The organism is Agrobacterium sp. a22-2 (assembly GCF_012276985.1).
GTDB lineage: Bacteria > Pseudomonadota > Alphaproteobacteria > Rhizobiales > Rhizobiaceae > Allorhizobium.
In genome coordinates this window covers 13,207-36,829 of the sequence record NZ_JAAXMM010000022.1, presented here as the reverse complement: position 1 = coordinate 36,829, position 23,623 = coordinate 13,207, and the positions used below count along the sequence as shown (strand labels likewise).

Annotated in this window: 22 protein-coding genes; 16 read left to right on the top strand and 6 right to left on the bottom strand. The window is 63.7% G+C overall.

Translation table 11 applies throughout. The features are described from left to right. Positions 1-330 precede the first annotated feature (330 nt). The 11 genes from HFC70_RS24705 to HFC70_RS24655 all read left to right on the top strand — a co-directional run bounded on the left by HFC70_RS24705 (position 331) and on the right by HFC70_RS24655 (position 10,792). On the top strand, positions 331-2,661 hold the full coding sequence (locus HFC70_RS24705; RefSeq protein ID WP_168475969.1) for a putative monovalent cation/H+ antiporter subunit A: 2,331 nt from the start codon (positions 331-333) through the stop codon (positions 2,659-2,661). A 286-nt stretch (positions 2,662-2,947) separates the two neighbouring features. Then, complete coding sequence (locus tag HFC70_RS24700) at positions 2,948-3,367, top strand: Na+/H+ antiporter subunit B (RefSeq protein ID WP_168475968.1); 420 nt, start codon at positions 2,948-2,950, stop codon at positions 3,365-3,367. Then, positions 3,367-3,744: a Na+/H+ antiporter subunit C gene (locus HFC70_RS24695; protein ID WP_168475967.1), complete on the top strand. Its 378-nt coding sequence runs from the start codon at positions 3,367-3,369 to the stop codon at positions 3,742-3,744. The genes HFC70_RS24700 and HFC70_RS24695 overlap by 1 nt, the downstream gene beginning before the upstream one ends. A gap of 22 nt (positions 3,745-3,766) precedes the next feature. Continuing rightward, positions 3,767-5,362, top strand: coding sequence for a Na+/H+ antiporter subunit D (locus tag HFC70_RS24690; protein WP_168475966.1), 1,596 nt, complete (start codon positions 3,767-3,769; stop codon positions 5,360-5,362). Next, positions 5,359-5,832, top strand: a complete 474-nt coding sequence (locus HFC70_RS24685) for a Na+/H+ antiporter subunit E (RefSeq protein WP_168475965.1) — start codon at positions 5,359-5,361, stop codon at positions 5,830-5,832. The genes HFC70_RS24690 and HFC70_RS24685 overlap by 4 nt, the downstream gene beginning before the upstream one ends. Continuing rightward, positions 5,829-6,245 (top strand): cation:proton antiporter, encoded by a 417-nt coding sequence (locus tag HFC70_RS24680; RefSeq protein WP_168475964.1) that lies wholly within the window; start codon positions 5,829-5,831, stop codon positions 6,243-6,245. The genes HFC70_RS24685 and HFC70_RS24680 overlap by 4 nt, the downstream gene beginning before the upstream one ends. Next, positions 6,245-6,601 (top strand): monovalent cation/H(+) antiporter subunit G, encoded by a 357-nt coding sequence (mnhG, locus tag HFC70_RS24675; RefSeq protein WP_168475963.1) that lies wholly within the window; start codon positions 6,245-6,247, stop codon positions 6,599-6,601. Before HFC70_RS24680 ends, mnhG begins: the two co-directional genes overlap by 1 nt. A gap of 435 nt (positions 6,602-7,036) precedes the next feature. After that, positions 7,037-7,465, top strand: coding sequence for a MucR family transcriptional regulator (locus HFC70_RS24670; protein WP_168475962.1), 429 nt, complete (start codon positions 7,037-7,039; stop codon positions 7,463-7,465). Positions 7,466-7,670: 205 nt separating this feature from the next. After that, positions 7,671-8,069 carry a helix-turn-helix domain-containing protein gene (locus tag HFC70_RS24665; RefSeq protein ID WP_246735943.1) on the top strand — a complete coding sequence of 133 codons (399 nt, stop codon included), beginning with the start codon at positions 7,671-7,673 and terminating at the stop codon, positions 8,067-8,069. Beyond that, positions 8,066-8,893, top strand: coding sequence for a DUF6456 domain-containing protein (locus HFC70_RS24660; protein WP_168475961.1), 828 nt, complete (start codon positions 8,066-8,068; stop codon positions 8,891-8,893). The genes HFC70_RS24665 and HFC70_RS24660 overlap by 4 nt, the downstream gene beginning before the upstream one ends. Positions 8,894-9,067: 174 nt before the next feature. Further along, entirely contained in the window at positions 9,068-10,792 is a 1,725-nt protein-coding gene (locus HFC70_RS24655; RefSeq protein ID WP_168475960.1) for a sulfotransferase, read from the top strand. Positions 10,793-10,808: 16 nt separating this feature from the next. Here the strand turns inward: HFC70_RS24655 and HFC70_RS24650 are convergent, their stop codons facing one another. Then, on the bottom strand, positions 10,809-11,282 hold the full coding sequence (locus HFC70_RS24650; protein ID WP_168475959.1) for a YcgN family cysteine cluster protein: 474 nt from the start codon (positions 11,280-11,282) through the stop codon (positions 10,809-10,811). A gap of 174 nt (positions 11,283-11,456) precedes the next feature. Here HFC70_RS24650 and HFC70_RS24645 point away from each other — a divergent pair, with 174 nt between their 5' ends. From HFC70_RS24645 to HFC70_RS24635, 3 genes are all read left to right on the top strand, one after another. Continuing rightward, positions 11,457-13,649 (top strand): transglycosylase domain-containing protein, encoded by a 2,193-nt coding sequence (locus HFC70_RS24645; RefSeq protein WP_368669812.1) that lies wholly within the window; start codon positions 11,457-11,459, stop codon positions 13,647-13,649. 72 nt (positions 13,650-13,721) lie between these two features. Continuing rightward, positions 13,722-14,309, top strand: a complete 588-nt coding sequence (locus HFC70_RS24640; RefSeq protein ID WP_168475958.1) for a DUF1214 domain-containing protein — start codon at positions 13,722-13,724, stop codon at positions 14,307-14,309. Continuing rightward, entirely contained in the window at positions 14,302-14,850 is a 549-nt protein-coding gene (locus HFC70_RS24635; protein WP_168475957.1) for a DUF1254 domain-containing protein, read from the top strand. The genes HFC70_RS24640 and HFC70_RS24635 overlap by 8 nt, the downstream gene beginning before the upstream one ends. Positions 14,851-14,901: 51 nt before the next feature. Here the strand turns inward: HFC70_RS24635 and HFC70_RS24630 are convergent, their stop codons facing one another. Then, positions 14,902-16,146, bottom strand: coding sequence for a calcium-binding protein (locus HFC70_RS24630; protein ID WP_168475956.1), 1,245 nt, complete (start codon positions 16,144-16,146; stop codon positions 14,902-14,904). 471 nt (positions 16,147-16,617) lie between these two features. Next, a complete protein-coding gene (locus tag HFC70_RS24625) occupies positions 16,618-16,815 on the bottom strand; it encodes a hypothetical protein (protein ID WP_168475955.1) in 198 nt (65 codons plus the stop codon). 455 nt (positions 16,816-17,270) lie between these two features. Between HFC70_RS24625 and HFC70_RS24620 the strand changes: the two genes are divergently transcribed. Together HFC70_RS24620 and HFC70_RS24615 are read left to right on the top strand one after the other, a co-directional pair. Further along, entirely contained in the window at positions 17,271-18,356 is a 1,086-nt protein-coding gene (locus HFC70_RS24620; RefSeq protein ID WP_168475954.1) for a DUF2336 domain-containing protein, read from the top strand. A gap of 98 nt (positions 18,357-18,454) precedes the next feature. Beyond that, entirely contained in the window at positions 18,455-18,799 is a 345-nt protein-coding gene (locus HFC70_RS24615; RefSeq protein WP_168475953.1) for a DUF1491 family protein, read from the top strand. Positions 18,800-19,184: 385 nt separating this feature from the next. Here HFC70_RS24615 and HFC70_RS24610 read toward each other — a convergent pair whose 3' ends face one another. The 3 genes from HFC70_RS24610 to HFC70_RS24600 form a co-directional block, all read right to left on the bottom strand. After that, positions 19,185-20,621: a methyl-accepting chemotaxis protein gene (locus HFC70_RS24610; RefSeq protein ID WP_168475999.1), complete on the bottom strand. Its 1,437-nt coding sequence runs from the start codon at positions 20,619-20,621 to the stop codon at positions 19,185-19,187. 132 nt (positions 20,622-20,753) lie between these two features. Beyond that, positions 20,754-21,755 carry a peptidoglycan-binding domain-containing protein gene (locus HFC70_RS24605; RefSeq protein ID WP_168475952.1) on the bottom strand — a complete coding sequence of 334 codons (1,002 nt, stop codon included), beginning with the start codon at positions 21,753-21,755 and terminating at the stop codon, positions 20,754-20,756. Continuing rightward, entirely contained in the window at positions 21,727-23,277 is a 1,551-nt protein-coding gene (locus HFC70_RS24600; RefSeq protein WP_168475951.1) for a HAMP domain-containing sensor histidine kinase, read from the bottom strand. Before HFC70_RS24600 ends, HFC70_RS24605 begins: the two co-directional genes overlap by 29 nt. Between the last annotated feature and the right edge of the window lie 346 nt (positions 23,278-23,623).

Below are 23,623 nucleotides of genomic sequence, written 5' to 3'. Positions count from 1 at the left end.
AACAAGTTGCTCCGACCTCTCCCCGCATGCGGGGAGAGGGGACGTGACCCGAATTAGGCACCGCATCTATCGGCGTCTGGTGTCAACGCCGTCTGCGAAGGCTCGGCCTTCTCCCCGCCTGCGGGGAGAAGGTGGCGGCAGCTCAGGCGCAACGCGTTGCGCCGGGGATGAGGGGCAGGCCCCACCTGACGTCATCGTGATCACTGCCGTAAAAACCGGCAAAATTCCGCAAAGGCCTTGAGGCAGCAGCGCCTTTGGCCTAACAGGGACTTCCGCGGGTGCCGCCGGCTTTGCCGGGTCTGCGGGGATGGGCGCCAACAGGGAGACACCATGTTCGCTGACACCGCTGGTCTGACATTGCTGGCCTTGCTGCTGCCGTTTGCGGCAGCACTCGCCGCACCGCTGCTCACCAGACGTCTCGGCCACAATGCCGCCTGGGTGCTGGCCCTGGTGCCGGCCTTCGCCTTCGTGCATTTCCTGAAATTCCTGCCGGAAATCGCGGCCGGCGAGGTGGTGACCGGCGGGTATGCCTGGGTGCCGAGCTATAACTTAAGCTTCTCCTGGTTCCTCGACGGCCTGTCGCTGACCTTCGCCCTGCTGATCACCGGCATCGGCACGCTGATCGTGCTCTATTCCGGCGGCTACATGAAGGGCCATGCCCATCAGGGGCGGTTCTTCTCCTTCCTGCTGCTGTTCATGGGCGCCATGCTCGGCGTCGTCGTCTCCGACAGTGTGCTGATGCTGTTTATCTATTGGGAGCTGACGTCGATCACCTCCTTCCTGCTGATCGGCTTCGATCACGAGCGCGAGCGGTCGCGCCGCGCCGCCCTGCAGGCGCTGGTCGTCACCGGCGGCGGCGGTTTGGCACTGCTCGCCGGGCTGATCCTTCTGTGGAACATTTCCGGCGTCACGCAGCTGTCGCTGCTGCTGCATACCGGCGATATCGTCCGCGCCAGCCCGTTTTATCTCGCCGCGCTGTTCCTGATCCTCGGCGGCGCCTTCACCAAGTCGGCGCAGTTTCCGTTCCATTTCTGGCTGCCCAATGCCATGGAAGCGCCGACCCCGGTCTCCGCCTATCTGCATTCCGCCACCATGGTCAAAGCCGGCGTCTATCTCCTGATGCGGCTCAACCCCGTGATGGGTGAGACACCGGCCTGGGAAATCCTGTTGCCCTTCTTCGGCGGTATCACGCTGGTCGTCGGCGCCGTGCTGGCTGTCCGCCAGACCGACCTGAAACTGATGCTGGCCTATACCACCGTCGCCTCGCTTGGCCTCTTGGTCATGCTGACGGGATTCGGATCGGAGCACGCGATCACTGCTGCCGTACTCTATCTGGTCGCCCATTCGCTGTTCAAGGGCGCGCTGTTCATGGTCGCCGGCCTGATCGACCACGAGACCGGCGTCCGCGACGTCACAAAACTCGGCGGCCTGCGCCGCGCCATGCCGATCACCTTCGTCGCCGCCCTGTTTGCCGCCATCTCCATGGGCGGCCTGCCGCCCTTCTTCGGCTTCCTGGCAAAGGAAGAGGTCTACGCGGCCCTTGCCCATGGCGATCCGCGCTCGGTGGTCTTTTCCATCGTCGCCATCGTTGGCAATGCCCTGATGCTGGCGATCGGCTTTGCCGTGGCACTGAAGCCTTTCCTGGGCGTAAAGGTCGAGACGCCGAAACACGCCCATGAAGGCCCCGTTCTGCTCTGGCTCGGCCCGCTGGTGCTGGCGCTGGTGGGCCTTGCCGCCGCCCTGTTCTCAGGTCTTGCTCATACCTATGTCTCCTCGCCGATGGCCACTGCCGTCTCGGGCGTGGCAACCGTCATCGATATCAGCCTGGCACCGCATATCGGCCTGCCGCTGGCTTTGTCGGCGCTGACGGTGGCGCTCGGCGCCGTCCTGTTCCTGATGATCGACCGGGTGCGGGCCGCCGTCGCCAGCCTGCTGGAGACGATCGGCGCCGGGCCGGACAAGGGCTTCGACATTTGCATGGAGGCGCTGGTGCGCTTCTCGTTCCGGCTGACGCGCCTCGTCCAGAACGGCCGGCTGGAATTCTACGTCACCTTCACCTTTGCCCTGGTGGCACTGGTGCTGATCGTGCCGCCGATCCTGTACGGTGAACTGCCCGACCTGCCGGTCTGGCCGGCCGATGTGCGCTTCCACGAACTCACCTTCTTTGCCATCGCCATTGTCGGCCTGTTTGCCGTGCTGGCCGCCAAGGACCGCCTGACCGCCATCGTCTCCCTCGGCATCCAGGGCTTTGCCGTGGCGATGATCTTCCTGCTGTTCGGCGCGCCGGATCTGTCCTTCACCCAGTTCATGGTGGAAACCCTGTCGGTGGTCATCCTCGCGCTGGTCATGACCCGCCTGCGCCTGTCGCCGTCCGATCACCGGCCGCCGCATCAGGTCATGCTCGACAGCACCATATCCATCGCCTGCGGCCTCGGCTTTGCCATGCTGCTGCTCAAATCGACGCAACTGCCCTTCGATCCCACCCTGACGACCTTCTTCAACACCTATTCCAAGGTGATCGCCCACGGCGCCAATGTCGTCAACGTCATCATCGTCGACTTCCGCGGCGTCGACACGCTCGGCGAAATCTCCGTGGTGATGATCACCGGCCTCTCCATCCTCGCCCTGATCCGCATTCGGGTGACGGGGGGCAAGGCATGATGGCTGTACTCCTGCGTCACCCCCCTCCGGCCTGCCGGCCATCTCCCCCAGACGGGGGGAGATCGACTCGGAGCGACGCCCTGACGTTTTTCGCTGACGTAGGGTACCTGGGCATACAGAATCGGGCGATGCGAAATACCTCAGAGGTACATTCGAGGCAGAACATGTCCGCGAACCGATCTCCCCCCGTGTGGGGGAGATGCCCGGCAGGGCAGAGGGGGGTACTCCGCCCGCTGTCATGGTCAGTGCGGATTTCCGACCTGCCATCGCCACAGGGAGACCGCCCATGAACACCCTGATCTTCCGCACCGTCGCGCCCTTTCTCACCGCCCTCATGGTGCTGTTCTCGATCTTCGTACTGCTGCGCGGCCATAACGAGCCGGGCGGCGGGTTCATCGGCGGGTTGATCGCCGCCTCGGCGCTGGCCATCTACGGCATTGCCTATGGCGTGCAGGCCGTGCGCCGCGCCATCATCGTCCACCCCATGTCGATTGCCGGCGCCGGGCTGCTTCTGGCCTGTCTTTCCGGCCTGTTGTCGGCCATCTTCGGCGTGCCCTTCATGACCGGTCTCTGGGTCTATCCGGAAATCTTCGGTGTCGAGGTGCCGCTCGCCACCGTCATGTCCTTCGATGTCGGCGTCTATCTCGTGGGGGTCGGTGCCATCACCTCGATTGCGCTGGCTCTGGAAGAAAGGGATCACGACTGATGGAAGCGTTGTTTGCCGGCATGGTCGGCATCTTCTTCGCCGCGGCGATCTATCTCATGCTCTCTCGACATATCGTGCGGGTCTTGCTCGGCATCGCCATTCTCGGCAATGCGGTCAACCTGCTGCTGTTCACCTCGGGCCGGCTGACCCGCGAAGTGCCGCCGATCATCGGCGCCGGCAGCGATGTCTTAAGCGCGGAGGCCGCCAATCCGCTGCCTCAGGCGCTGATCCTGACGGCCATCGTCATTTCCTTCTCCTTCTTTGCCTTCCTTCTGGTGCTGTCCTACCGCGCCTTTCAGGAACTGAAGACCGACGATACCGACGAGATGCGCCTGGCCGAGCCTGAAGACCAGCCACTTCCGCCGCTTGGCTACTGACATGGGGATACCGGAATAAGTCATGGCTGCAACGCAAGCTCATATCGCCGACCTGTCGGTCGCCCTGGTCATGGAGCCGGCCCGCTTCGAGCAATGGCTGACCATTGCCCCCGTCGCCCTCTGCCTGACGGTCGGCGCCGTGCTGATGATGATCCGCCACCGGATCAGGCTGCATGCGATGATCGCCGTGCCGGCGCTGGCGCTGCTGGTGGTGATCGACGCGCTGCTGCTGGCCCATGTCGCCTCAGAAGGCCCCATCACCTTCATGATGGGCCGCTGGCTGCCGCCCTTCGGCATCGCCTTCACCGTCGACCTGACTGGCGCCCTGCTGGCGCTCACCGCCGCCATCGTTGCATTGGCCGGAGGCGTCTATGCGCTTGCCGATATCAACGACAGCGGCCGGCGCTATGGCTTCTATCCCTTTTTGATGGTGCTGATGGCCGGCGTCTCCGGCGCATTTCTCACCGGCGATATCTTCAACCTCTATGTCTGGTTCGAAGTCCTGCTGATCTCGTCCTTCGGCCTGCTGATCCTCGGCTCCGAGCGCCGGCAGATCGACGGCGCGCTGAAATATGCGGTGCTGAACCTGATTGCCACCACCCTGTTCCTGATCACGGTCGGCTATCTCTATGCGGTGTTCGGCACGCTCAACATGGCCGATATCGCCGCCAAGGCCGACGGGTTGCGCGACACGGCACCGCTGATGACCATTGCCGCCCTGTTCACGCTGGCCTTCGGCATGAAGGCGGCGGCGTTCCCGGTCAATTTCTGGCTGCCGGCCTCCTATCACACGCCGCGCGTCGTGGTCTCGGCGCTGTTTGCCGGCCTTTTGACCAAGGTCGGCGTCTATGCGCTGCTGCGCACCATGGTCATGCTGTTTCCGGTCGAGCGCGAGGCGCTGAGCCTGGCGATCGCCATTGCCGCCGCCGCCACCATGATCCTCGGGGCGCTTGGCGCGCTGGCCCAGAGCGACCTGCGGCGGTTCTTGGGCTTCATCGTCGTCTCCGGCATCGGCTACATGCTGGCCGGCGTGGCGATCGGCGCGGAAGCGGGCCTCAGCGCCACCATCTTCTATGCCCTGCACTCGATCGTGCTGATGACGGCGCTCTATCTCGTCGCCGGCATCGCTGCCCGCCTTGGCGGCAGCTTCGACCTGCATGGCCTGTCCGGCCTCTATCGCCAGGCGCCGGCCTTTGCCTATCTGTCGCTGGCACTGTTTTTTGCCGGCAGCGGCCTGCCGCCGTTTTCCGGCTTCTGGCCGAAGGCCATGCTGGTCAAGGCCTCGCTGGATATCGGCGCCTGGTGGCTGACGGCGGCGATCCTGATCTCCGGCTTCGTCACCACCATCGCCTTCGGCCGCCTGTTCCTGCTGGCCTACTGGCGCCCGGTGCCGGCGCTGGCGGCGGTTGACGGTAGTGCCGCGGGCAGGGAGGCGACCGAGGCCAGCTTTGCCATCGGCTGGACATCGGGCCTGCCGATCCTCGTCCTGACGGCGCTGGTCGTCTGGTTCGGCCTCTTTCCCGAACAGCTCCTGCAACTCACCCAAGGGGCGGCGGCAAGCCTTGCCGATCCGCAATCCTATCTGCGGTCCGTCTTTCCGACAGGAGGCGCGCTATGATCCTTTATGCCGTCAATCTTCTCATGGCGATCATCTGGGCCGCCATCACCGGCAGCGCCGCCCTGCACAACCTGATCTTCGGCTTCTGCCTGTCGGCGCTGATCCTCGGGCTGATCCGCGAGCAGGTGAACGGCATCGGCTACATCACGCGCACGCTGCGTTTCCTGTCGCTTGTGGCGCTGTTCTTCGTCGAGCTTGCCAAATCGGCCTGGAAAGTGACGGTGATGGTCCTGTCGCCGAAGATGGACCTGAAACCCGGCATCTTCGCCTATCCGCTGACGGTGACGCGCGATTTCGAGATTACGCTTCTGGCCAACCTCATCACGCTGACGCCCGGCACCCTGTCGGTCGATGTCTCGGAGGATGGCAAGACCCTTTATGTCCACGCCATCGACTGTGCCGATCCCGACGGCGCCAGGCGCGACATCGCCGACGGCTTCGAGCGCAAGATCAGGGAGACCTTCGAATGATCGAGCCGGACGCCATCATCGCCGTCGCCTGCAGCATCGCGCTGGTCGTGCTCGGCTTGTCCTTCTTTCTCACCGTGTTTCGCGTCGTGCGCGGCCCGACCCTGCCTGATCGCGTGCTGGCGCTCGACATGCTGGTCGGCATCGCCATCGGCTTCATCGCCGTCATTGCCATCAAGACGGGCTATACGCTCTATATCGACATCGCCATCTCGCTCGGCCTGGTCGGATTCCTCGCAACCGTCGCCTTTGCCCGCTTTATTCTGGCGCGCGGCACAGTCGGCGAGCAGCAACCTGTGGATAACTCCACTGTTGTCTCAAGTGGAAAACCGGCCGGCAAAGGCAAATCCGCGAACAAATCCAAGGCAAAGTCGAAACGGCCGGCCACCACCACGTCCCGGAAGGAAGCAAAGTAATGGCCCTGGTGCTTGCCCTTTTCACCGCTCTGCTGATCCTTGGCGGGGCCTTCTTCGCCCTGGTGGCGGCCATCGGCATCAATCGCCTGCCGGATCTCTATACCCGCATGCATGCGGCCTCCAAGGCCGGAACGGTCGGTTCCGGCCTGCTGCTTCTGGCCGTCGGCGTGCATGCCGGCGATATGGCGACCCTGGTCAGGGCCTTGGCGGGGTTCTTCTTTTTCATTCTGACGGCGCCCGTCTCGGCCCATCTGCTGGCCAAGGCCGCCCATCAGGTCGGTTATCTCCTGTCCTCGTCGTCGGTGTGCGACGAGATGAAACATCGGCCGGGCAAGCCGCTGCGCGGCGGTGGTTAATAAAAAATAAACCTGTTCTGAAGCTTAGTTTGCGCCAGGCCACGGAAATGCTGTCCCCAGTTTAATTACGGGATCTAATACCCAAAAATTTGGGAGGTCAGCAACTGGACATTTTTCGAAATACTGTTATCGATTTTAAGGCGTTATGACCGGACGATCTTCATTTTCCAGCTGTAGTTGTCACTTTTCTAGAGCAGTTGTTGTGGATGTCGTAGCAGGGTCTTGAAAAGAGAACTGTAAAATACCGAAAAAGTAAGATACCGAAGACGTTCAGGGCATAACTTGACATGAATCCCATGGGATCTAGGGGTAGGTTTCTTGGGAAATTGAGCGGGGCGATACGTGAGGCGGCATGAGGCCGACCTCTGAAATTGAGTGCCCATCCGCGACACTGTCGCGGCTGCGCCGGCAGGCAGAATTGAACAGGAGAATAAAATGAACGAGACAGCATATGGCGCGGAGCACGATTTGCTCGTCGAACTGACGGCGGATATCGTTGCGGCCTATGTCAGCAATCATGTCGTTCCGGTCGGAGAGATTGCTCATCTGATTTCGGATGTCCATTCGGCTTTGAGCAACACGTCGTCGCCCGTGCCCGTCGTGTCGGTGGTCGAAAAGCAGAAGCCGGCCGTGGCGGTGCGCAAGTCCGTGCAGGGCGATCAGATCATCTGCCTGGAATGCGGCGGATCCTTCAAGTCGCTGAAGCGGCATCTGATGACCCATCACAGCCTTTCCCCCGAGGAATATCGGGAGAAATGGGAACTGACCGCCGATTACCCGATGGTCGCCCCTGCCTATGCCGAAGCGCGTTCGCGCCTGGCCAAGGAAATGGGCCTCGGCCAGCGTCGCAAGCGGGCCAAGTAAGCCGGAATTTGAATGTCGATAAGGATGGCCGGGTCCTGGACCCGGCTTTTCTGCGTTTGTCATAGAGGAAAATAATCCCAAAGAATATTGTTGCGCACGCAGAAAAGGCAACAAAAGCAATCTGCTTTGCAAATGTTCGCTCTTTGTTCTTCCTCCGATGGATGTCAGGATGTATGAATAAAATCCTATAATCGGGAGTTGTCATATGTCTTTGGAAAAGTCCGAATTTCAATCCGCACCGGGCGTGCTGCCCGTTCCCACCCTGCCCGCTATCCTGTCGCCCGAAACGCGGGCTTTGTGCCTTGCCGTGCAGCAGTTGACCGAGGACATGCTGGGGCTGATCAGCGACCGGGTGCTGATGCGCCGCGATCGCCGCCGCACCGCCTGCCATGTGCGCCAGATCGCCATGTATCTCTGCCATGTCGTGCTGCAGCTGCCGCTCCATGATATCGGCCTGGCCTTTGGTCGCGACCGCAGCACCGTCGGCCACGCCTGCAACGTCGTCGAGGACCGCCGCGACGATCCGGCCATGGACGAGCTGCTGTCGGCGCTGGAGCGGGTTACGGTCGCCTTTCTGAAGGCCAGGGCAGGAGAGGCGGCATGACCCAGGCGACACTGACGCCGGCGAAACTGCCGCCTGCCGACCGTAAGGCGCTGATTCGCCTGCTGCGGCTGGCCCGCAAGCCCCTGGTCATCGACGAGGTCGATGGTGCGCAGGTCGATCTGCGTGCTGCCGCTGGCGATCCGCCGCACCGTTTTCCGGCCCGCCTGCTGCGCCTGGCGCTCGGCGCCGGTCTGCTGCGGCAATCGGGCGACCGCATCTCGGCCGGCGAAGAGGCGCTGGCCTATCTGCGTCGCGCCCTGGTCGAGCCCGGCGGCGAAGCCTTTCAGGAGCAGCACCGCACGATGATCGCCGATACCGTGCTGGAGGAGGGGGAGCGCCACCCCGTGCGCCGCAATCTCGACGAATCGCCGCTCGCCGCACTCGCCCGCCTGCGCGAAAAATCCGGCGGACCGTATTTCCCCACGGAAGCGATCGAGGCCGGCGAGCGGCTGGCCGCCGATTTCAACCGTGGCGGCTTGCAGCCGCGCATCACCGCCTCCTGGGAGCCGCGCCTGTCCCAGACCGGCAGTGGCCAGCGCGGCGGCCAGGCGGATCTGGCCGACAGCACACTCGCCGCCCGCGACCGGGTGGCGGCCGCCATGCGGGCGCTCGGACCCGATCTGTCGGGCGTGGCGCTCGACATCTGCTGTTTCATGAAAGGGCTGGAAACGGTCGAGCGCGAACGCCAATGGCCGGCCCGCTCCGCCAAGCTGATGCTGCGCACCGCGCTGATGGCGCTCGCCCGCCACTACGCCCCGCCCGCAGCTCCCCGCCACAACAAGCCGCGCCATTGGGGTGCCGAGGGCTATCGGCCGCTGCTTTGAGATGAGGTCGCCACGCGGTCAGCAAGCGAGACGGGCAGGGGCGCCATTGTCGTGTCATTCGAACGCTTGCGGCGGCCCCGGAAAGCTCCGGGCAGGCTTTATCGCTATGATGACCGCATCGCAAATTCCGCCCGCCCTTTGTCGATCATCGCGGGCTGCCGACAGGATCTCGAAATGACGTCACCCGCGCAGGTCGCCACACCCCCACGCCAGGCCCTGGAACAGGTGGTGGAAAAGGGCCGCGCCGCGTTGCTGCGGCTGCCGCTTGCCCTGCGCCAATCCCCGGAAGATCCCGTCCGCCGGCTTCGCGACCATACCATCCAGGCGATGATCGATCTGGCCCGCCTGTTGCAGCAATCGGGCGACATGGACGGCGGCCGGGCTCTGCTGGCCGATGCACTGGCGCTCGATGCGCGCAAACCGGCCACCCATGGGGCGATCGGTCGGCTCGAGGCGCTGTGCCAACGGTCCGATCTCGCCTGCACGGCCTTTTCCGCGGCCCTGCGGCTCAAATCGGACGATTGCGAAGTCTGGTCGATGTTCGGTGACAATCTGGCGCGGCTTGGCAAGCTGCCGGATGCGGCCGCCGCCTATGACGCCGCCCTGCGCCTTGATCCCAACCATCTGGCGACGCTCAACAACTATTCGAGCCTTGCCTGCAATCTCGGCGATTACCAGAAGGCGCTGGTCCTGCTTTTGCGCGGCCATGCGTCGGCGCCGGCCTCGCGTGAAATCCTTCTCAACCTGCACAATGTCTCGGAATATTTGGGCAGGGCGGACGATTCGCGGCATTACCTCGAAAAGCTGATCGCCATCAGCCCGGGCGACAGCGACGCCCATCTGCGGCTCAGTGCGCTCACCCGCTACGAGGAAGGCCATCCGCATATCGCCGCCATGGAAGCGCTCTACAGGGGCAGTCCTGATGGGTCCAATGACCGGATCAATCTCGGCCATGCGCTGTTCAAGGCCTATCATGCCACGGGACGGTCGAGCGAGGCCTTCGCGGCGCTGCGGCAGGCCAACGAGCTGCGCCGGGCCTCGCTTGCCTATTCGCACCGGGCGACCAGCGACTATTACGCAGCGCTGCGCCAGTTCTTCGACGCCGGCTTCCGCGATCGCCATCGATCCGTCGGTTATAGTGAGAAAAGCCCTGTCTTCATCGTCGGCATGCCGCGCTCCGGCTCGACGCTGACCGAGCGCATCCTTTCAAGCCATCCGCAGGTCACCGGCGTCGGCGAGATCGGCACCCTGGTCGGCCTTGCCCAGCGGCGCATCATGGCCGACCGGTCGGGCGTGCGTTTTCCCGATCCGAGCCTCATCTCGCCCGACACGCTTCACACGCTGGGGCTGGACTATTGCCGGAGCCTGGAGGCGGTGGCCGCCGGCGCGCCGCGCACCGTCGACAAGCAGCTGTTCAACTTCGCCTGGATCGGCCTGATCAAGGCTGTCCTGCCGAACGCAAAAATCATCGACTGCCGACGCTCGGCGCTCGCCAATGGCCTGGCCTGCTATTCCTCGTTCCTGTCCGAACCGGGGCTCGAATTCACCTGCGACCTCGAAGACCTCGGCCATTTCTTCGTCGATTACCGCGCCATGATGGATCATTGGCACCAGTTATTTCCCGGCGAGATCTATGAACTCAGCTACGAGCAGCTGACCACCGACCAGGAGGCCGAGACCCGCCGGCTGCTGGCCTATTGCGATCTGCCCTGGGACGAGAACTGCCTGGATTTCCACACCTTGGGCGGCGCCGTGCGCACCATCAGCGCCATGCAGGTTCGCCAGCCGATGTATAGCGGCGTCGACAAGAAGACCGCGCGTTATCTGGACGAACTCCAGCCGCTGATCGCCATTCTGACCGAGGCCGGACTGATGGCAGGAGCGGCGCCGGCGGCGTGAAAGCGCCGTCGCCCGACTACCGCCGTTCGTCGCTGTCCTGACCGACGGTCAGCGGCCATTCGACCAGATAGTCCTCGAAATCCTCGACCGCCACGTCCTCTTCGCTGACCGTGCGGCCGCGCACCGAAATGCCGGCCTGGTGCACGGTTTCCGGATCGCCGGAGACCAGCGGGTGCCACCAGTAGAGATCGTCGCCATCGGCCACCAGCTGATAGGCGCAGGTCGGCGGCAGCCAGGAAATCTCCTCCATGCTCTCCAGGGTCAGCCGGATACAGTCCGGCACGATCGACTGGCGGTTGTCGTAGTCCTTGCACCGACAGCTCGTGCCGTCGAGCAGCTTGCAGGCAACGGAGGTAAACGCGATGGCGCCGGTCTCCCAGTCCTCCAGCTTGTTCAGACAGCACAGGCCGCAGCCGTCGCACAGGCCTTCCCATTCGGCGTCCGTCATTTCAGCAAGGGTCTTGGTCTTCCAATAGGGCAGGCCGGTCATTGTCGATTGTCCATCGCGGCTGCGCCGCGCCTCATGTCATGTCGCTAAAATTTGTTTCGCAAACCATATCTTTATCAGTTACATCTGATAGTCGCGAACCGAAGAGACATGGTCGGCGCAAGCCGCTCCTGTCAAGCATTGGCCAGATCTTAAATTTCAGGACGTCGTCGAGCGGTGCCGGATTCCACTTCGCCAGACAAGAGACCGCGCAGGAAACGCCATATCCTTCTGCAGATCGATTCGTGGATCGATTCGACCCTCTGGAATGCGGGCTTCCGGCTTGGCGAGATCTGGGAGGAGATCACCATCTTCTTCCGCCGCTTTCGCGTCCGCGGCTGGAAACGGTGGTTATTCGAACTTCTCGGCGAAGGTATGACGCTTGGCACGGCCGGCTCCGTGCTGCTGCTGGCGCTGGCCATTCCCGCCTTCGAGGAAACCGGCAAGGACTGGCGCAACCATGGCGATTTCGCCATCACCTTCCTCGACCGCTACGGCAACCTGATCGGCCATCGCGGCATCATCCATGAGAATTCCGCGCCGATCGACGATCTGCCCGATCACCTGATCAAGGCGGTTCTGGCAACCGAGGACCGGCGCTTCTTCGACCATTTCGGCATCGATTTCCTCGGCCTTGCCCGCGCCATGAGCGAGAATGCCAGGGCCGGCGGCGTGGTGCAGGGCGGCTCGACCATCACCCAGCAGCTGGCCAAGAACCTGTTTCTGACCAACGAGCGGTCGCTGGAGCGCAAGATCAAGGAAGCCTTCCTCTCGGTCTGGCTGGAGGCCAATCTGTCGAAGAAGGAGATCCTGTCGCTCTATCTCGACCGCGCCTATATGGGCGGCGGCACATTCGGTGCGGCGGCGGCTTCGCAATTCTATTTCGGCAAGGCGATCACCGACATCAACCTGGCGGAATCGGCCATGCTCGCCGGCCTGTTCAAGGCGCCGGCCAAATATGCCCCGCATGTCAACCTGCCGGCGGCCCGCGCCCGCGCCAACGAGGTGCTGACCAACATGGTGCAGGGCGGCATCATGACCGAGGGCCAGGTCATCGCCGCCCGGCGCAATCCCGCCGTGGTGGTCGACCGGGAAGAGACCGAGGCGCCGGATTTCTTCCTCGACTGGGCCTTCGAGGAGGTGCAGCGCATCGCGGCGCGCTTCCCGCAGCATTCGCTGATCGTGCGCACCACGATCGATCCCGGCCTGCAGAAAGTGGCCGACGCCGCCGTCGCGTCCAGCCTGCGCGAATATGGCGAAAGCTACCATGTCAAACAGGGCGCGCTGGTGACGATCGAGAATGGCGGCGCCGTGCGCGCCATGGTCGGCGGCCGGGACTATGGCGAAAGCCAGTTCAACCGCGCCACGCGGGCGCTGCGCCAGCCGGGCTCCTCCTTCAAGGTCTACACCTATGCGGTGGCCATGGAGAGCGGCATGACACCCGACACGACGATCGTCGACGGCCCCGTCGCCTGGGGCAACTGGAGCCCACACAATTACGGCAACAGCTATGCCGGCCGCGTCACGCTGGCAACCGCCATCGCCAAGTCGATCAACACCATTCCGGTCAAGCTGGTGAAGGACAAGCTGGGGCTGAATTCGGTGATCGCCATGACCAAGGCCATGGGCGTCGAGACGCCGATCCGCAAGGACGTCACCATTCCGCTCGGCACGTCGGAGCTGACGGTGCTCGACCAGGCAACGGCCTATGCTGTGTTTCCGGCCGGCGGCATGCAGTCGCGCCGCCACGGCATCAGCCAGATCCTCACCTACAAGGGCGAGGTGCTCTACGATTTTCAGCGCGACGAGCCGCCGGCCGCCCCGGTGCTGAGCAAGACCGCCGCCGATTACATGAACCAGATGCTGAGTAAGATCCCCTACAATGGCACGGCGCGGCGCGCTGCCCTCGACAACGGCATCGTCACCGCCGGCAAGACCGGCACGACCCAGGCTTATCGCGATGCCTGGTTCGTTGGCTATACCGGCAATTTCACCACCGCCGTATGGTTCGGCAATGACGATTATACCTCGACCAACAACATGACGGGCGGATCGCTGCCGGCGATGACCTTCAAGACGCTGATGGACTATGCCCACCAGGGTATCGAGCTGAAGCCCATCCCCGGCATCGAAAACCCGCTGCCGAACGGCGCCTTCCCGAAGCCGGCCGAAATGGCATCAAAGCCGGGTGCGTCCGATGTGCCCCTCGTGCCGGCCTTTGTCCGGCCGCGCACCCTGTCCCATGATACGACGCGGCTGTTGCGGCAGATCGGCCAGGACCTGAACGATGCCGTGCCACTGATCGCGCCTGCCCAAAAGGTCGCGGCCACCGATGCCATCGGCCTGCGGGCCGCCCGCCCATTTCCCTGACCGGCAAACGGTGCTACCGCTTGCAGCCGGCTTGCCGCCATCCGCCACAACCAGAAGGCTTTGAACGAAAACGTGTTCCGGGTTCCTCTCCTTGTCGCTGTCACGCTGATCATCGCCTTTGGCGGAGGCATCCTGTCGACGCTGTCGGCGCTCAATGCTTCCGCCGGTTTCGGGGCGATCGAGCTTGGCGGTTGGCGCGCCTTTCCGCTGGTGCAGACCATCGATGCCGATCCTTATGCCAAATCGCACCGTGCCAAGGCCGGGCGGCTGCTCTATGGCAGTGCCGAGGGCCTGGTGTTCACGGCGGCCTCGGACGGGCAGAACAGGCGTTTGAACGGCACTTGCCGCTACCGGCTGTCCGGCCTGCCGCCGCTGTCGCGGTTCTGGACGCTTTATGCGGCCGGGCTCGACGGCCTGCCGCTGAAACCGACGCCCGACCGTCCGGGCGCGCTCAATTCGCTGACGGTGCTGCGTGCGGAAGACGGCAGTTTCGATATCGAAATTTCGGCGACGGCGCGGCCGGGCAATTGGCTGGCGCTTCCCGATACCGGCGCCTTCGTGCTGACGCTGACGCTGCTCGACACGCCGGCCGCCGGCAGCTCGGGCCTGGTGGATCTCGCCATGCCGAAGATCGAGAACATCGGGTGCGGCAATGTCTAGACTGGCCTATGCCATCCTGACCGGGCTGATCGGCGCGGCTTTCCTGCACATCGTCATCATTCTCGCCCTGCCGCAGTTCACCGGCAAGGATGCCTATACACGGGTGGTGGCGGAAGGCCGCGCCAACCGCTTCTGGAGTCTCGGCAGCGACCCGCACGGCCCGAGACTCGCCAATATCGACCCCTTTTTGAAGGTGGCGGTCTGCCATTTCGACATTTCCGAAAGCCCGATCCGGCTTTCGGGGCAGGGGCAGGCGCGGTTCTGGTCGCTGGCGCTGTTCGACAAGGATTCCAACGAGATCTTCAGCATGAACGATCATACCTCGGTCGATGGCACGCTGGATGTGCTGGCGGCGTCGGCCGGCCAGCTTGCCCTGATCCGCAAGGCCCTGCCGGAAGGCCTGATGCAGACCATCTTCGTGGAGCTGGCAAGGCCGGCCGGATACGCGGTGCTCAGGGTCATGGCGCCGCAGGCAAGCTATGAGGAACCGGCCGCACAGTTCCTGAAAGAAGCCGGCTGCCAGCCGTTTCGCCTGGGATGACGGCTGCCGCGCCCTGCTGGCGCGACAGCCCTGACCTCGTGCCAATGGGCCCTAAAGAATGAACATGCTGGCGTTGAGGTTGATCGCATCATCGAACTGAACGGTGAAGTCGGCCACTGAATCGCCATTAATGTCGCCGAACACGAAGGTGTCGGAGGCATCGACCCTGATGCGGACTTGTCCGTTGACGCCGGAGAAGGCGGCCGCGCCGATGAACGTGAAAGTCTGGTTACCGGAGGCCGCCGAATTGGCATCGATGGCCGACAGATCGATCCGATCGCTCTCGCTTGCCAGGAAGTCGTAGATGATGTCGCGCCCGGCGACGGCATTGGTGCTGTCCGCCGTCGTCTTGAAGACGAACTTGTCCGCGCCGAGCCCGCCGTAGAGTTCGTCGGCACCGATATTGCCGAACAGCAGATCGTTGCCGTTGCCGCCGAAGAGATCGTCGTCGCCGATGCCGCCGTTGAGGTTGTCGTTACCGTCGAGACCCGACAGTTCGTCGTTGCCGTCACCACCGTTCATCGCATCGTTGCCACCGAAGCCGCGCAGGCGGTTGGCATTGGCGTCACCCGTAAGGCTATCGTTCAACTCGCTGCCGTCGACATTCTCGAAATTGTAGAACTGATCGCCTTGCGCATCGCCTCCGGACGCGTCGCCAGTCAGCAGGTTGACAACGACGCGCATGTCGGACTTGCGATAGGCAAGAGTATCGATGCCCGCTGCCCCGTCGAGATCATCGCCACCGGCACCACCGGTGACGAAATCGTCACCTCCATTGCCGTCGATCGTATTGAAAGCGCCGCTGCCGATCAGGTTGTCGGCGTAGCTGCTGCCTATCAGGTCCTCGATAGAGCGGAATGTATCGCTCTCGGCAAATCCGCCAACCCCGATCCCGCGCTGCAGGCTGACCGTCACGGCAGCGCTTGAATAGACATAGCTGACGCAATCGATGCCCTGACCGCCGTTAATGATGTCGATCTGGCCGCCGGCATAGAGCAGGTCGTCTCCCAGATCCAGACTAACCGTATTCGTGGCGGCCAGCCCTAGGCCGGCATAGCCCAGGTCGACTGTGTCGTCCCCGGCGCCGGAGTTGATCGTATTGGATCCACTGGAGTCATTGATAAAATCATCTCCCTCACGGGAGGAGATGTAGTCATTTCCACTGCCGCCCGAAATGTAATCGCGCAGATATCCTCCGTATAAGTTGTCATTTCCTCCTAAGCCATAGATTGTATTGATCTCGCCCAAGGTTCCGATCAGGTTGTTGTTTGTGTCGTCGCCATTTAAGGTTGCCATTTTCCGTCCCTCTTGTGTTTGCATTCTCCAATGTTCGATAGGTGTTTCGGCCAGGCTCGCGTCTTACCGACAGCACAGCCAGCGGTACTATAGGCCTTTTAGCGCCGGACGGGAATGCAGGGCGTCACAGCCGCGTCGCGGTGCGCCGGACGTCGCAGCCGCTTCGCAACGTTCTCAGGACATATATGGGAGGTAAGACCAACAGAGGGCCGGCACAACAGGAGCATGCAGCCCCGCGCCGATGACCGGGCGGCTTGCGGCAGCAGCACGCAAGCGCGGTGTGTTTGGCGCCAGATTCCGGCCTGGGCCGGCGGCGAGGTTCTGGTGCCCGCAGCCGCCGGATCGGCAGCAGTGTTTCATTCTGCCTATCGGCCGACCCGGGGCACGGACAGGAACTGCACCGTTCGAGCACACGGCACACCGCTACGCTCTCCGGTCGCCCTCAGCCGGCCTTGAAGCGCGACGGTATCGTCAGCCTTCGAAGGGATGCGGATCGTGGCGCATCAGATGGCCGCTGGTCGCCGGCATGGCGGGATGGCCGAGTGACGGCATCTCGTCGCGCAGATAGCGCACGCCGGTAAACAACAGGATCTTGGCCTGCCGGCCTGGTGTAGGTTTCGGGGCAAGGCGTCGTTCCAGACGGTCCTTGATCTTCACAATTTCAGCCATTCTCGTCTCCATGTTGTAATCGAGACGGATGAGACACGTGATTTCACCCTGCCCTTCCTCGATAAAAGGGCCAACGCATCTCCTTGGTTCTCTCCCCGGCCTCTTGCCGAATGGGAAACAGAGACCAGGAGCATCTGCGCCTTTCTCTTCAAGCGATCCGGAACTGGCCGGGCGTCAAGCACCCTTGCGGTCCGGGATACGCACGACACTGCATTTTCAGGCCGGTACAGCCGCATCAAAAGGCATATTAGCCGGCTTGAACATATATAGAGACACACGATGGTTAACAGATCGCTAATGCATCGCGGCCAAGGCGGCGGGGTGCCGGTATCCGGCTCGTTCAACCCGGTGGCGTGACATGAAGGCCACAGCGGAGAGGGGATGGTTAACAGCTTTCTAACGAATTTCTTCTAATGTGATGCAAGTCAGTACAGCGTCATATCGGGTAAAGCGTCGTGAACGATCAGTTTCGGGAACTTGAAAAGCCATTGGCCAGCCGAAAGCGGGATGTGGTGCTGATGGCGATGGTGACCAGTTTTGAAAGCCTGCGGCATCCCATGAAATCTGAACTCCGGCAATTCGCCGAACTGTTTACCCCCCTGTTCCAGGCCTCCAGCGACGAGGCGCGCCGTCAGGCGGTGGCAGCCCTTTCGCAATGCGACTACGTGCCGCCGGCTGTTGCCCTGTTCGTGGCCAGCCAGCCGATCGCGATTGCCGCGCCCTTTCTCGCCTCGTCTCCTTGCCTGACCGATGACCTGCTGATCATGATCGCCCGCAGCCAGGGCGAGGCCCATGCGCGCGCCATCGTCCGGCGCGAGGCGCTGTCGCCGGGGGTCATCGACGCTTTGGTCGGCCTTCGCCATGTCAAGCAGCGGCCCGACGCCGTCACCGGCCCCGCCGACCGCCCCAAGGCACAATCCGCCAGCCTGTCGCCGTCGGCAGACGCCCAGGCCCAGGCCCCGGCGTCTCGGCCCGATGCTGCTGCACCCAGCCGGTCGGAGCGCGAGGAACTGCTGCGCCAGCAGATCAAGCAGCTCTCCGGCCATCTCAACCGTCCCGGCCACGATCGCCTCGGCCTGCGCAGCCTGACGCCGATGCAGGAGGCGCTGCTGGTGCGCTTTGCCCGCACCCGGGAATCCAGCCATTTCGCCTCGACGCTGTGCGACGTGCTGACCTCCAGCCGCTGGCTTGCCGAGCGCATCATGCTCGACATCTCCGGCCGGCAACTCGGCGCGACGCTGACGGGCCTTGGCATGAACGGCCTGGATGCCGCCTATGTGCTGACCCGTCTTTATCCCCATCTGGCCCAGAATGAGACCGGCACCACGACGCGGGCCGACATGCTGCTGGCCTCGCTCGACGCGGCCGAATGCGAAGATCGCATCGAGGCCTGGCTGCGGGCCGACAGCTATACCTATCGCGACGGCGAGGAGACTGAAGCCGACCACCGCCCGGTCGCCGCCAATGCCATCCCGACCATATCATCGGCCGGCCGGCCCCGCCCGCGCGAGCGCGCCGGGCTGCGGTCCCGGGGACGGTAACGTCGGCTCCGGCTTTCCGTGGCGCCGCCATAGCGTCCGGCGCGGCCACAATCACCATGTCGTTTGCGCTCAGGCACCGGCTGCGCTAAAGCCATGCCATGCGCCTTCGCTCCGACATCGTCGTTTCTGCCCTCATCCGCCGAGTGTTCAGCCAGGGCGGCTTTGCCGCGGTTGCCCGCAAGGGCGCGGATGCCGCCGGCGCCATCTTCGTGCGGCAGCGCTTTCGCGACGGGCTGGAAACGCTCTATGGCCCGGCGCCGCAGAGTTTCCTTACCGACGACGACAGCGACGGCGACCGCATCTTCGAAATCCGCCTGGCCCGCACTGAGCCGGCCGCGCTCGACGCGCTGATCGAACGGGAGGCCCGCTTCGATGCGGATCTCTGGGTGGTGGAGATCGAGACAGACGAGATCGGGTCGCTGCTGGTGGTGGCGGGTGGGTAGGGGGTGTCGTCAATGCCCCGGATGCAGCACATTGCCGGGTTGCACGTCGCAAACCATTGCCGCCTTGACATGCCGCTACCCCCCTCTGCCCTGCCAGGCGGGATCTATAAATGAGAAATGGCCCTCTCTGGCCTGCCGGCCTTCTCCCCCACAAGGGGGGAGAAGACTCGTGGACGCCGCTCGGCTCCATCCACCCGCAGTTGCGGCTGGGTCAAGCCCTCCCCCTTGTGGGGAAGGTTTGGGAGGGGAATCTTTTCATAGGGGATAAACCGCGAGTCGATCTCCCCCCGTGTGGGGGAGATGGCTGGCAAGCCAGAGGGGGGTACCAAGCGTACTAACCAACCCGGTATCCATACCTGTCCACGCAGACGTTACGTGATGGAACTCAAACCCGCACGGCGAGCCGCAGGCCGCCCCAGTGGCGGCCGTGGACGAGGATGGGGGCGGAGATGTCCTTCATGACGACGTGGACGCCGCCGCCCATGTCGCGGCGGTAGGTCTGGACCAGGAAGGGGGCCGTGCTGCGGCCGGCGGCAAGGCCGACGCGGTCGTTGAAGATGCGGCGGTTGCGGCAATTGGCGGTGTTCCACACCGGATCGCCCGGACGCTGCGGGGCGGCGAATTTCTTGTTGTGGGTCGGCAGGTAGCCATTGGTGTCGATGGCCGCGCAAAAGCCGATGCGATCGCTTAGAGCCAGAACCGGTTCCTGGATGGGCGGCAGCAGGCGGTCGGTCAGTTCGGTGAATTTCGCCATGACCTGTACCGGGTCGGTGCCGGGGATCGGTCGATAATTGCGATCGAACAGATCCTGCATGCTGATCCGCCCGCCGTCGACGGCCTGCTCGAAGGCCTCGGCAATGCGGGCGGCGACCTGTTGGGCATGGTCGATCCATTCGCTGTCGGCGGTCTCGATGCCGGCGCTGGCGGTCAGCTGGATCAGGGTTTCCGACAGGTTGACCACCCGCTCGACGCGCACCGCGGCCTGTTGCAGGGCGGTATCCGACCTCAGCACATCGGCCGACATTTCGCCGAGCGTGGCGACGAAGGTGGCGCACTGGCGATCCACCGTCTCGGTGGTCTCGGCCATGACGGAGGAACCGTCGAGAATGCGGGTGATCACGCCTTCCATCGCGCCGAACGAGCGGTTCATCGCCTCCGAGGTCTGCTTGACGTCGGCAGCACTGGTGCTGGCGCCGCGTCCGGCATCCGACAGGCGGCTGATCTTGCTGCGGATCTCGTTGAGGATGGTCTGGATGGAGCCGGTCGCCTGGGAGGTCTGCAGGGAGAGCGCCCGGATTTCGGCGGCGACCACGGCAAAGCCCTTACCGGCCTCGCCGGCGCGTGCCGCCTCGATGGCGGCATTCAGCGCCAGAAGATTTGTCTGGCGGGCGATCATGCCGATTTCCTCGGCCACCTTGTCGACATCCGTCAGGGAATTGGAGAAGCTGCCGATCTCGGTGGTGATTTCCTGCGAGGCGGTGACCATCAGGTCGATCTTGCCGACGGCGCCCGACAGCCTTGTTGCCGAGTCGCTCAGCATCTGCCGCGCCTGACCGGCGGTCTCGTCGGTTTCGCGGAGCGCCGCGGCCACCCGGTTGTTGGTTTCGGCAATCGCCAGCGCCGTCTGGGTGACATTGTCGAACGTGCCGGCATGGCGTTTCGACATGGCGGCCATGTCCTGAATGGCGCCGGCGATGTCGACCAGGTCGATGCCAAGCGTCGAGGCCTCGTGGGCCATCTTGCCGATGATCTGGCGCAAGGCTTCGGCGTCGGCGGAGGGTTGTCCACCGTCCTGCGTCATGTCCTCAACCATCGCCAGCATGTTATGCGTGTTCATTCCGCCATCCTCCATCGGAAGACGAGTATGGCGCGTCATGGTTAAAAAACCACGAATTGCCGCCTTGCACTAAAGTACAAGTTCTGCATGAAAGACAGGCATGAAAGATGGGTCGCGTCAGAGCGCGCCGATGGATTTCAGCTTCTTCAGCACGGCTTCGTTCGGCTGGCCGGTTTCCGGCAACCGGTAATGGCGCTCGAAATGGCGAATCGCGGCGCGCGTCTGCTCGCCGGCCACGCCGTCGACGGTGATGTCGGTATAGGCGATGTTGCTGAGGCCGCGCTGGATCTCCATGATCAGGCCGGCGGCTTCGGCACCACCGACACCCTGGCCGGGCTCTGCCGAGGCCAGTTCGGCCGGTGGGCTCGGCTGCGGCTTGCCGCGGGCCGCCTGGGGCTGGGTCGAGGGAGCGGTGACGATGCTCTTTTCGGCGCTGCGGATGGCCGCGGCCACCGGGTCGATGGCCGATTGCGCCGAGGCCAGGTCCACCGCCGGGCGGTCACGCGGCACGGCCGCCGTGGCGCCGCGGTCGATCGACAGGGCGGCCAGCAGCTCGGCGCTCGGCTCGCCGCTCACCGGCATGTCGATGGAGGCCTGGAAGGCGGAGATGGCGGCAGCCGTCTTCGGTCCCCGGCGACCGTCGACCGGGCCATCATAGAGCTTGCGATCGGCCAGTTCCTGCTGGATCTGCTGGATCAGCACCGCCGGGTCGGCCTCGGGTGCGGCGGCAGCGGCGGCCGGCATTGGCGCAGCCGGCGTGGCCGGGGTTTGGGCCGCGGTTGCGGTCTCCGCCGGGGCGTCGGGATCGGCCCGTTCGATCTTGAATGTCGTGACGTCGGCCGGGTCCGGATCGGTCGAGGCGCGCCTGACGCCGGCCATGGCGTTGAGGTCGCTCGAATCGCGGGTGCGCAGGAAGGGCGCGGGGTGGCCGCCGGGCTGATACCAGAGCGCATTGGCGGCAATGAAGCCGAAGACCACGACGAAGCTCGCAACGCCGCCGACAAGCGTCGGATGGCGCAGGACAAGCCGACCGACCGCGGCGGCGCCTACAAGAAAGACGCCCGGCTCGCGGCGAGCAGGCTTCTTCTTCTCAGGCGATTTTCGCTTTCGCGTCGTCATCCAGTCTTTCCTCTTTCTGCCCTTCGGCCCGTTCGACGGTGGCTTTCAACCGTGGCGGAAATTCGATCATCTTGCCGTCGCCGGCGATATCCTCGCGGCCCGTTCCGGATCCGTCGGCCGGAACCGTGAGACTGACCACGGTGCCTTCGCCGACCCGGCTGGTCATCGCGAAGCGGCCGCCATGCAGGGCGACCAGGCCCTTGACCAGCGACAGCCCGAGGCCGGAGCCTTCGTAGCGGCGGTTATAGTCGTTTTGGATTTGCACGAAAGGCTGGCCGAGCAATTTGATCTTGTCGGGTGCGATGCCGATGCCGGTATCGCTGATCGACAGCTTCAGGTCGCCGCCCTCGATCGTCGCATCGACGGTGACGGCGCCGCCGGCTTCCGTGAACTTGATGGCATTGCCGACCAGGTTGATGAGGATCTGGCGGATGGCGCGCTGGTCGGCGGTCACCTCGCCGAGGCCCCGGCCGAGGCGGCTGGTCAGCGTCAGGCCCTTTTCGCGGGCCTGCAGGCCGAGCATGCTTTCGCATTCGCTGACCGCTTCGGCGATCGGGAAGGGTTCCAGCATCAGTTCGTAGCGGCCGGCCTCGATCTTGCTCATGTCCAGCATAGCATTGACCACGGACAAGAGATGGCCGCCCGACTGGCGGATCAGATGGACATATTCACGCTGGCGGTCGTTTTCCAGGCGGCCGAAATACTCGCCGATCAGGATATCGGAAAAGCCGAGAATGGCGTTGAGCGGCGTGCGCATCTCGTGGCTGACGGCGGCCAGGAAGCGCGACTTGGCATCGTTGGCCTGATCGACCTCGCCGGCCATCCGGGCAATTTCGGCGCGGGCGGCAACATCCGCCGTGATATCGCGCATCACGCCGACGACGCCTGCAAACTGTCCATAAGCATCGCGGCGGGCCGAAAGATCGAGGCGCACATTCATGAAACGGCCGGCATCGCTGCCGCTGGCCGGACGGCCGAGGCGAACCTCGACCGCTGCCGCGTCGTCGCCCTGGCGCAGCCGGTCGAAGGCGCTGGCAAAGGCAATGCGATCGGTGACATGCACCTGTTCGGCAAAGGCACGCTCCAGCGGCTCGCGCAGATAGGGAATGTAGAGGGCCGCATCGCGCCCGCCGGCCGATTGCGGGATGCCGTTTTGATCAAGAAACAGGACCATGCCGGGGCAGACCTCGAGCGGCAGGCCGACGCCTGCGGGATCGATCGCATCGTTCGCGCCCACCGGACCGCGCAGCCGCAGAACGGCCAGCGCCGACACGGACGAAATCAGCAGCACGGCAACCACCACCGAGACGCCGAGCGGCAGGGCAACGGCGGGGCTGATGATCATCGAGAGCGCCAGGGGGGCAGCAATCAGCGGCGCCAGGAAGGCTAAAAACAGGCTGCGCAGGATGGCGATTTCTGCCGTGCGGGCCTCCGGCGTATCGCCCATGCGCACCAGGCAGCCATGGGCTGCACGGTCCACGACAGCGATTGCTCGATCAGCGATTTTACTCAATACCTGCACGCCAAAATTCCGCAGAGCGGTCCCTTTTCAGGCCCAAACCATAGGCCTTGCGGGTTTAAGGAAACGATAAAAGGAAAGGCGTGAAACCCTGTCAAAAGCCGCGGAATGCCCATAATGGGACAAATGGCCAAGGCTTTCGATTTCGTGGTTAACAGCCCGTAAGCGTTGGATTTATCTTCTGTTTTTGTTGTGCGTTAAGACCTGTGGCAGGCGGACCTTGCGAAAGCCTGTGGAACGTCGGGCGGGTGCCTCAATTATGCTTAACACCGGTCGTTAGAATTTGAGACAAATGCAGGTCAAATGCCGAAAAACAGCATTTGAAGCAAATTCGGCGAAAAACCGAACG

Excerpts from the sequence above, each read along its gene's own strand:
- HFC70_RS24705 (WP_168475969.1), top strand. The coding sequence starts at position 331 with ATGTTCGCTGACACCGCTGGTCTGACATTGCTGGCCTTGCTGCTGCCG.
- HFC70_RS24700 (WP_168475968.1), top strand. The coding sequence starts at position 2,948 with ATGAACACCCTGATCTTCCGCACCGTCGCGCCCTTTCTCACCGCCCTC.
- HFC70_RS24695 (WP_168475967.1), top strand. The coding sequence starts at position 3,367 with ATGGAAGCGTTGTTTGCCGGCATGGTCGGCATCTTCTTCGCCGCGGCG.
- HFC70_RS24690 (WP_168475966.1), top strand. The coding sequence starts at position 3,767 with ATGGCTGCAACGCAAGCTCATATCGCCGACCTGTCGGTCGCCCTGGTC.
- HFC70_RS24685 (WP_168475965.1), top strand. The coding sequence starts at position 5,359 with ATGATCCTTTATGCCGTCAATCTTCTCATGGCGATCATCTGGGCCGCC.
- HFC70_RS24680 (WP_168475964.1), top strand. The coding sequence starts at position 5,829 with ATGATCGAGCCGGACGCCATCATCGCCGTCGCCTGCAGCATCGCGCTG.
- mnhG (WP_168475963.1), top strand. The coding sequence starts at position 6,245 with ATGGCCCTGGTGCTTGCCCTTTTCACCGCTCTGCTGATCCTTGGCGGG.
- HFC70_RS24670 (WP_168475962.1), top strand. The coding sequence starts at position 7,037 with ATGAACGAGACAGCATATGGCGCGGAGCACGATTTGCTCGTCGAACTG.
- HFC70_RS24665 (WP_246735943.1), top strand. The coding sequence starts at position 7,671 with ATGTCTTTGGAAAAGTCCGAATTTCAATCCGCACCGGGCGTGCTGCCC.
- HFC70_RS24660 (WP_168475961.1), top strand. The coding sequence starts at position 8,066 with ATGACCCAGGCGACACTGACGCCGGCGAAACTGCCGCCTGCCGACCGT.
- HFC70_RS24655 (WP_168475960.1), top strand. The coding sequence starts at position 9,068 with ATGACGTCACCCGCGCAGGTCGCCACACCCCCACGCCAGGCCCTGGAA.
- HFC70_RS24650 (WP_168475959.1), bottom strand. The coding sequence starts at position 11,282 with ATGACCGGCCTGCCCTATTGGAAGACCAAGACCCTTGCTGAAATGACG.
- HFC70_RS24635 (WP_168475957.1), top strand. The coding sequence starts at position 14,302 with ATGTCTAGACTGGCCTATGCCATCCTGACCGGGCTGATCGGCGCGGCT.
- HFC70_RS24630 (WP_168475956.1), bottom strand. The coding sequence starts at position 16,146 with ATGGCAACCTTAAATGGCGACGACACAAACAACAACCTGATCGGAACC.
- HFC70_RS24625 (WP_168475955.1), bottom strand. The coding sequence starts at position 16,815 with ATGGCTGAAATTGTGAAGATCAAGGACCGTCTGGAACGACGCCTTGCC.
- HFC70_RS24615 (WP_168475953.1), top strand. The coding sequence starts at position 18,455 with ATGCGCCTTCGCTCCGACATCGTCGTTTCTGCCCTCATCCGCCGAGTG.
- HFC70_RS24610 (WP_168475999.1), bottom strand. The coding sequence starts at position 20,621 with ATGCTGGCGATGGTTGAGGACATGACGCAGGACGGTGGACAACCCTCC.
- HFC70_RS24605 (WP_168475952.1), bottom strand. The coding sequence starts at position 21,755 with ATGACGACGCGAAAGCGAAAATCGCCTGAGAAGAAGAAGCCTGCTCGC.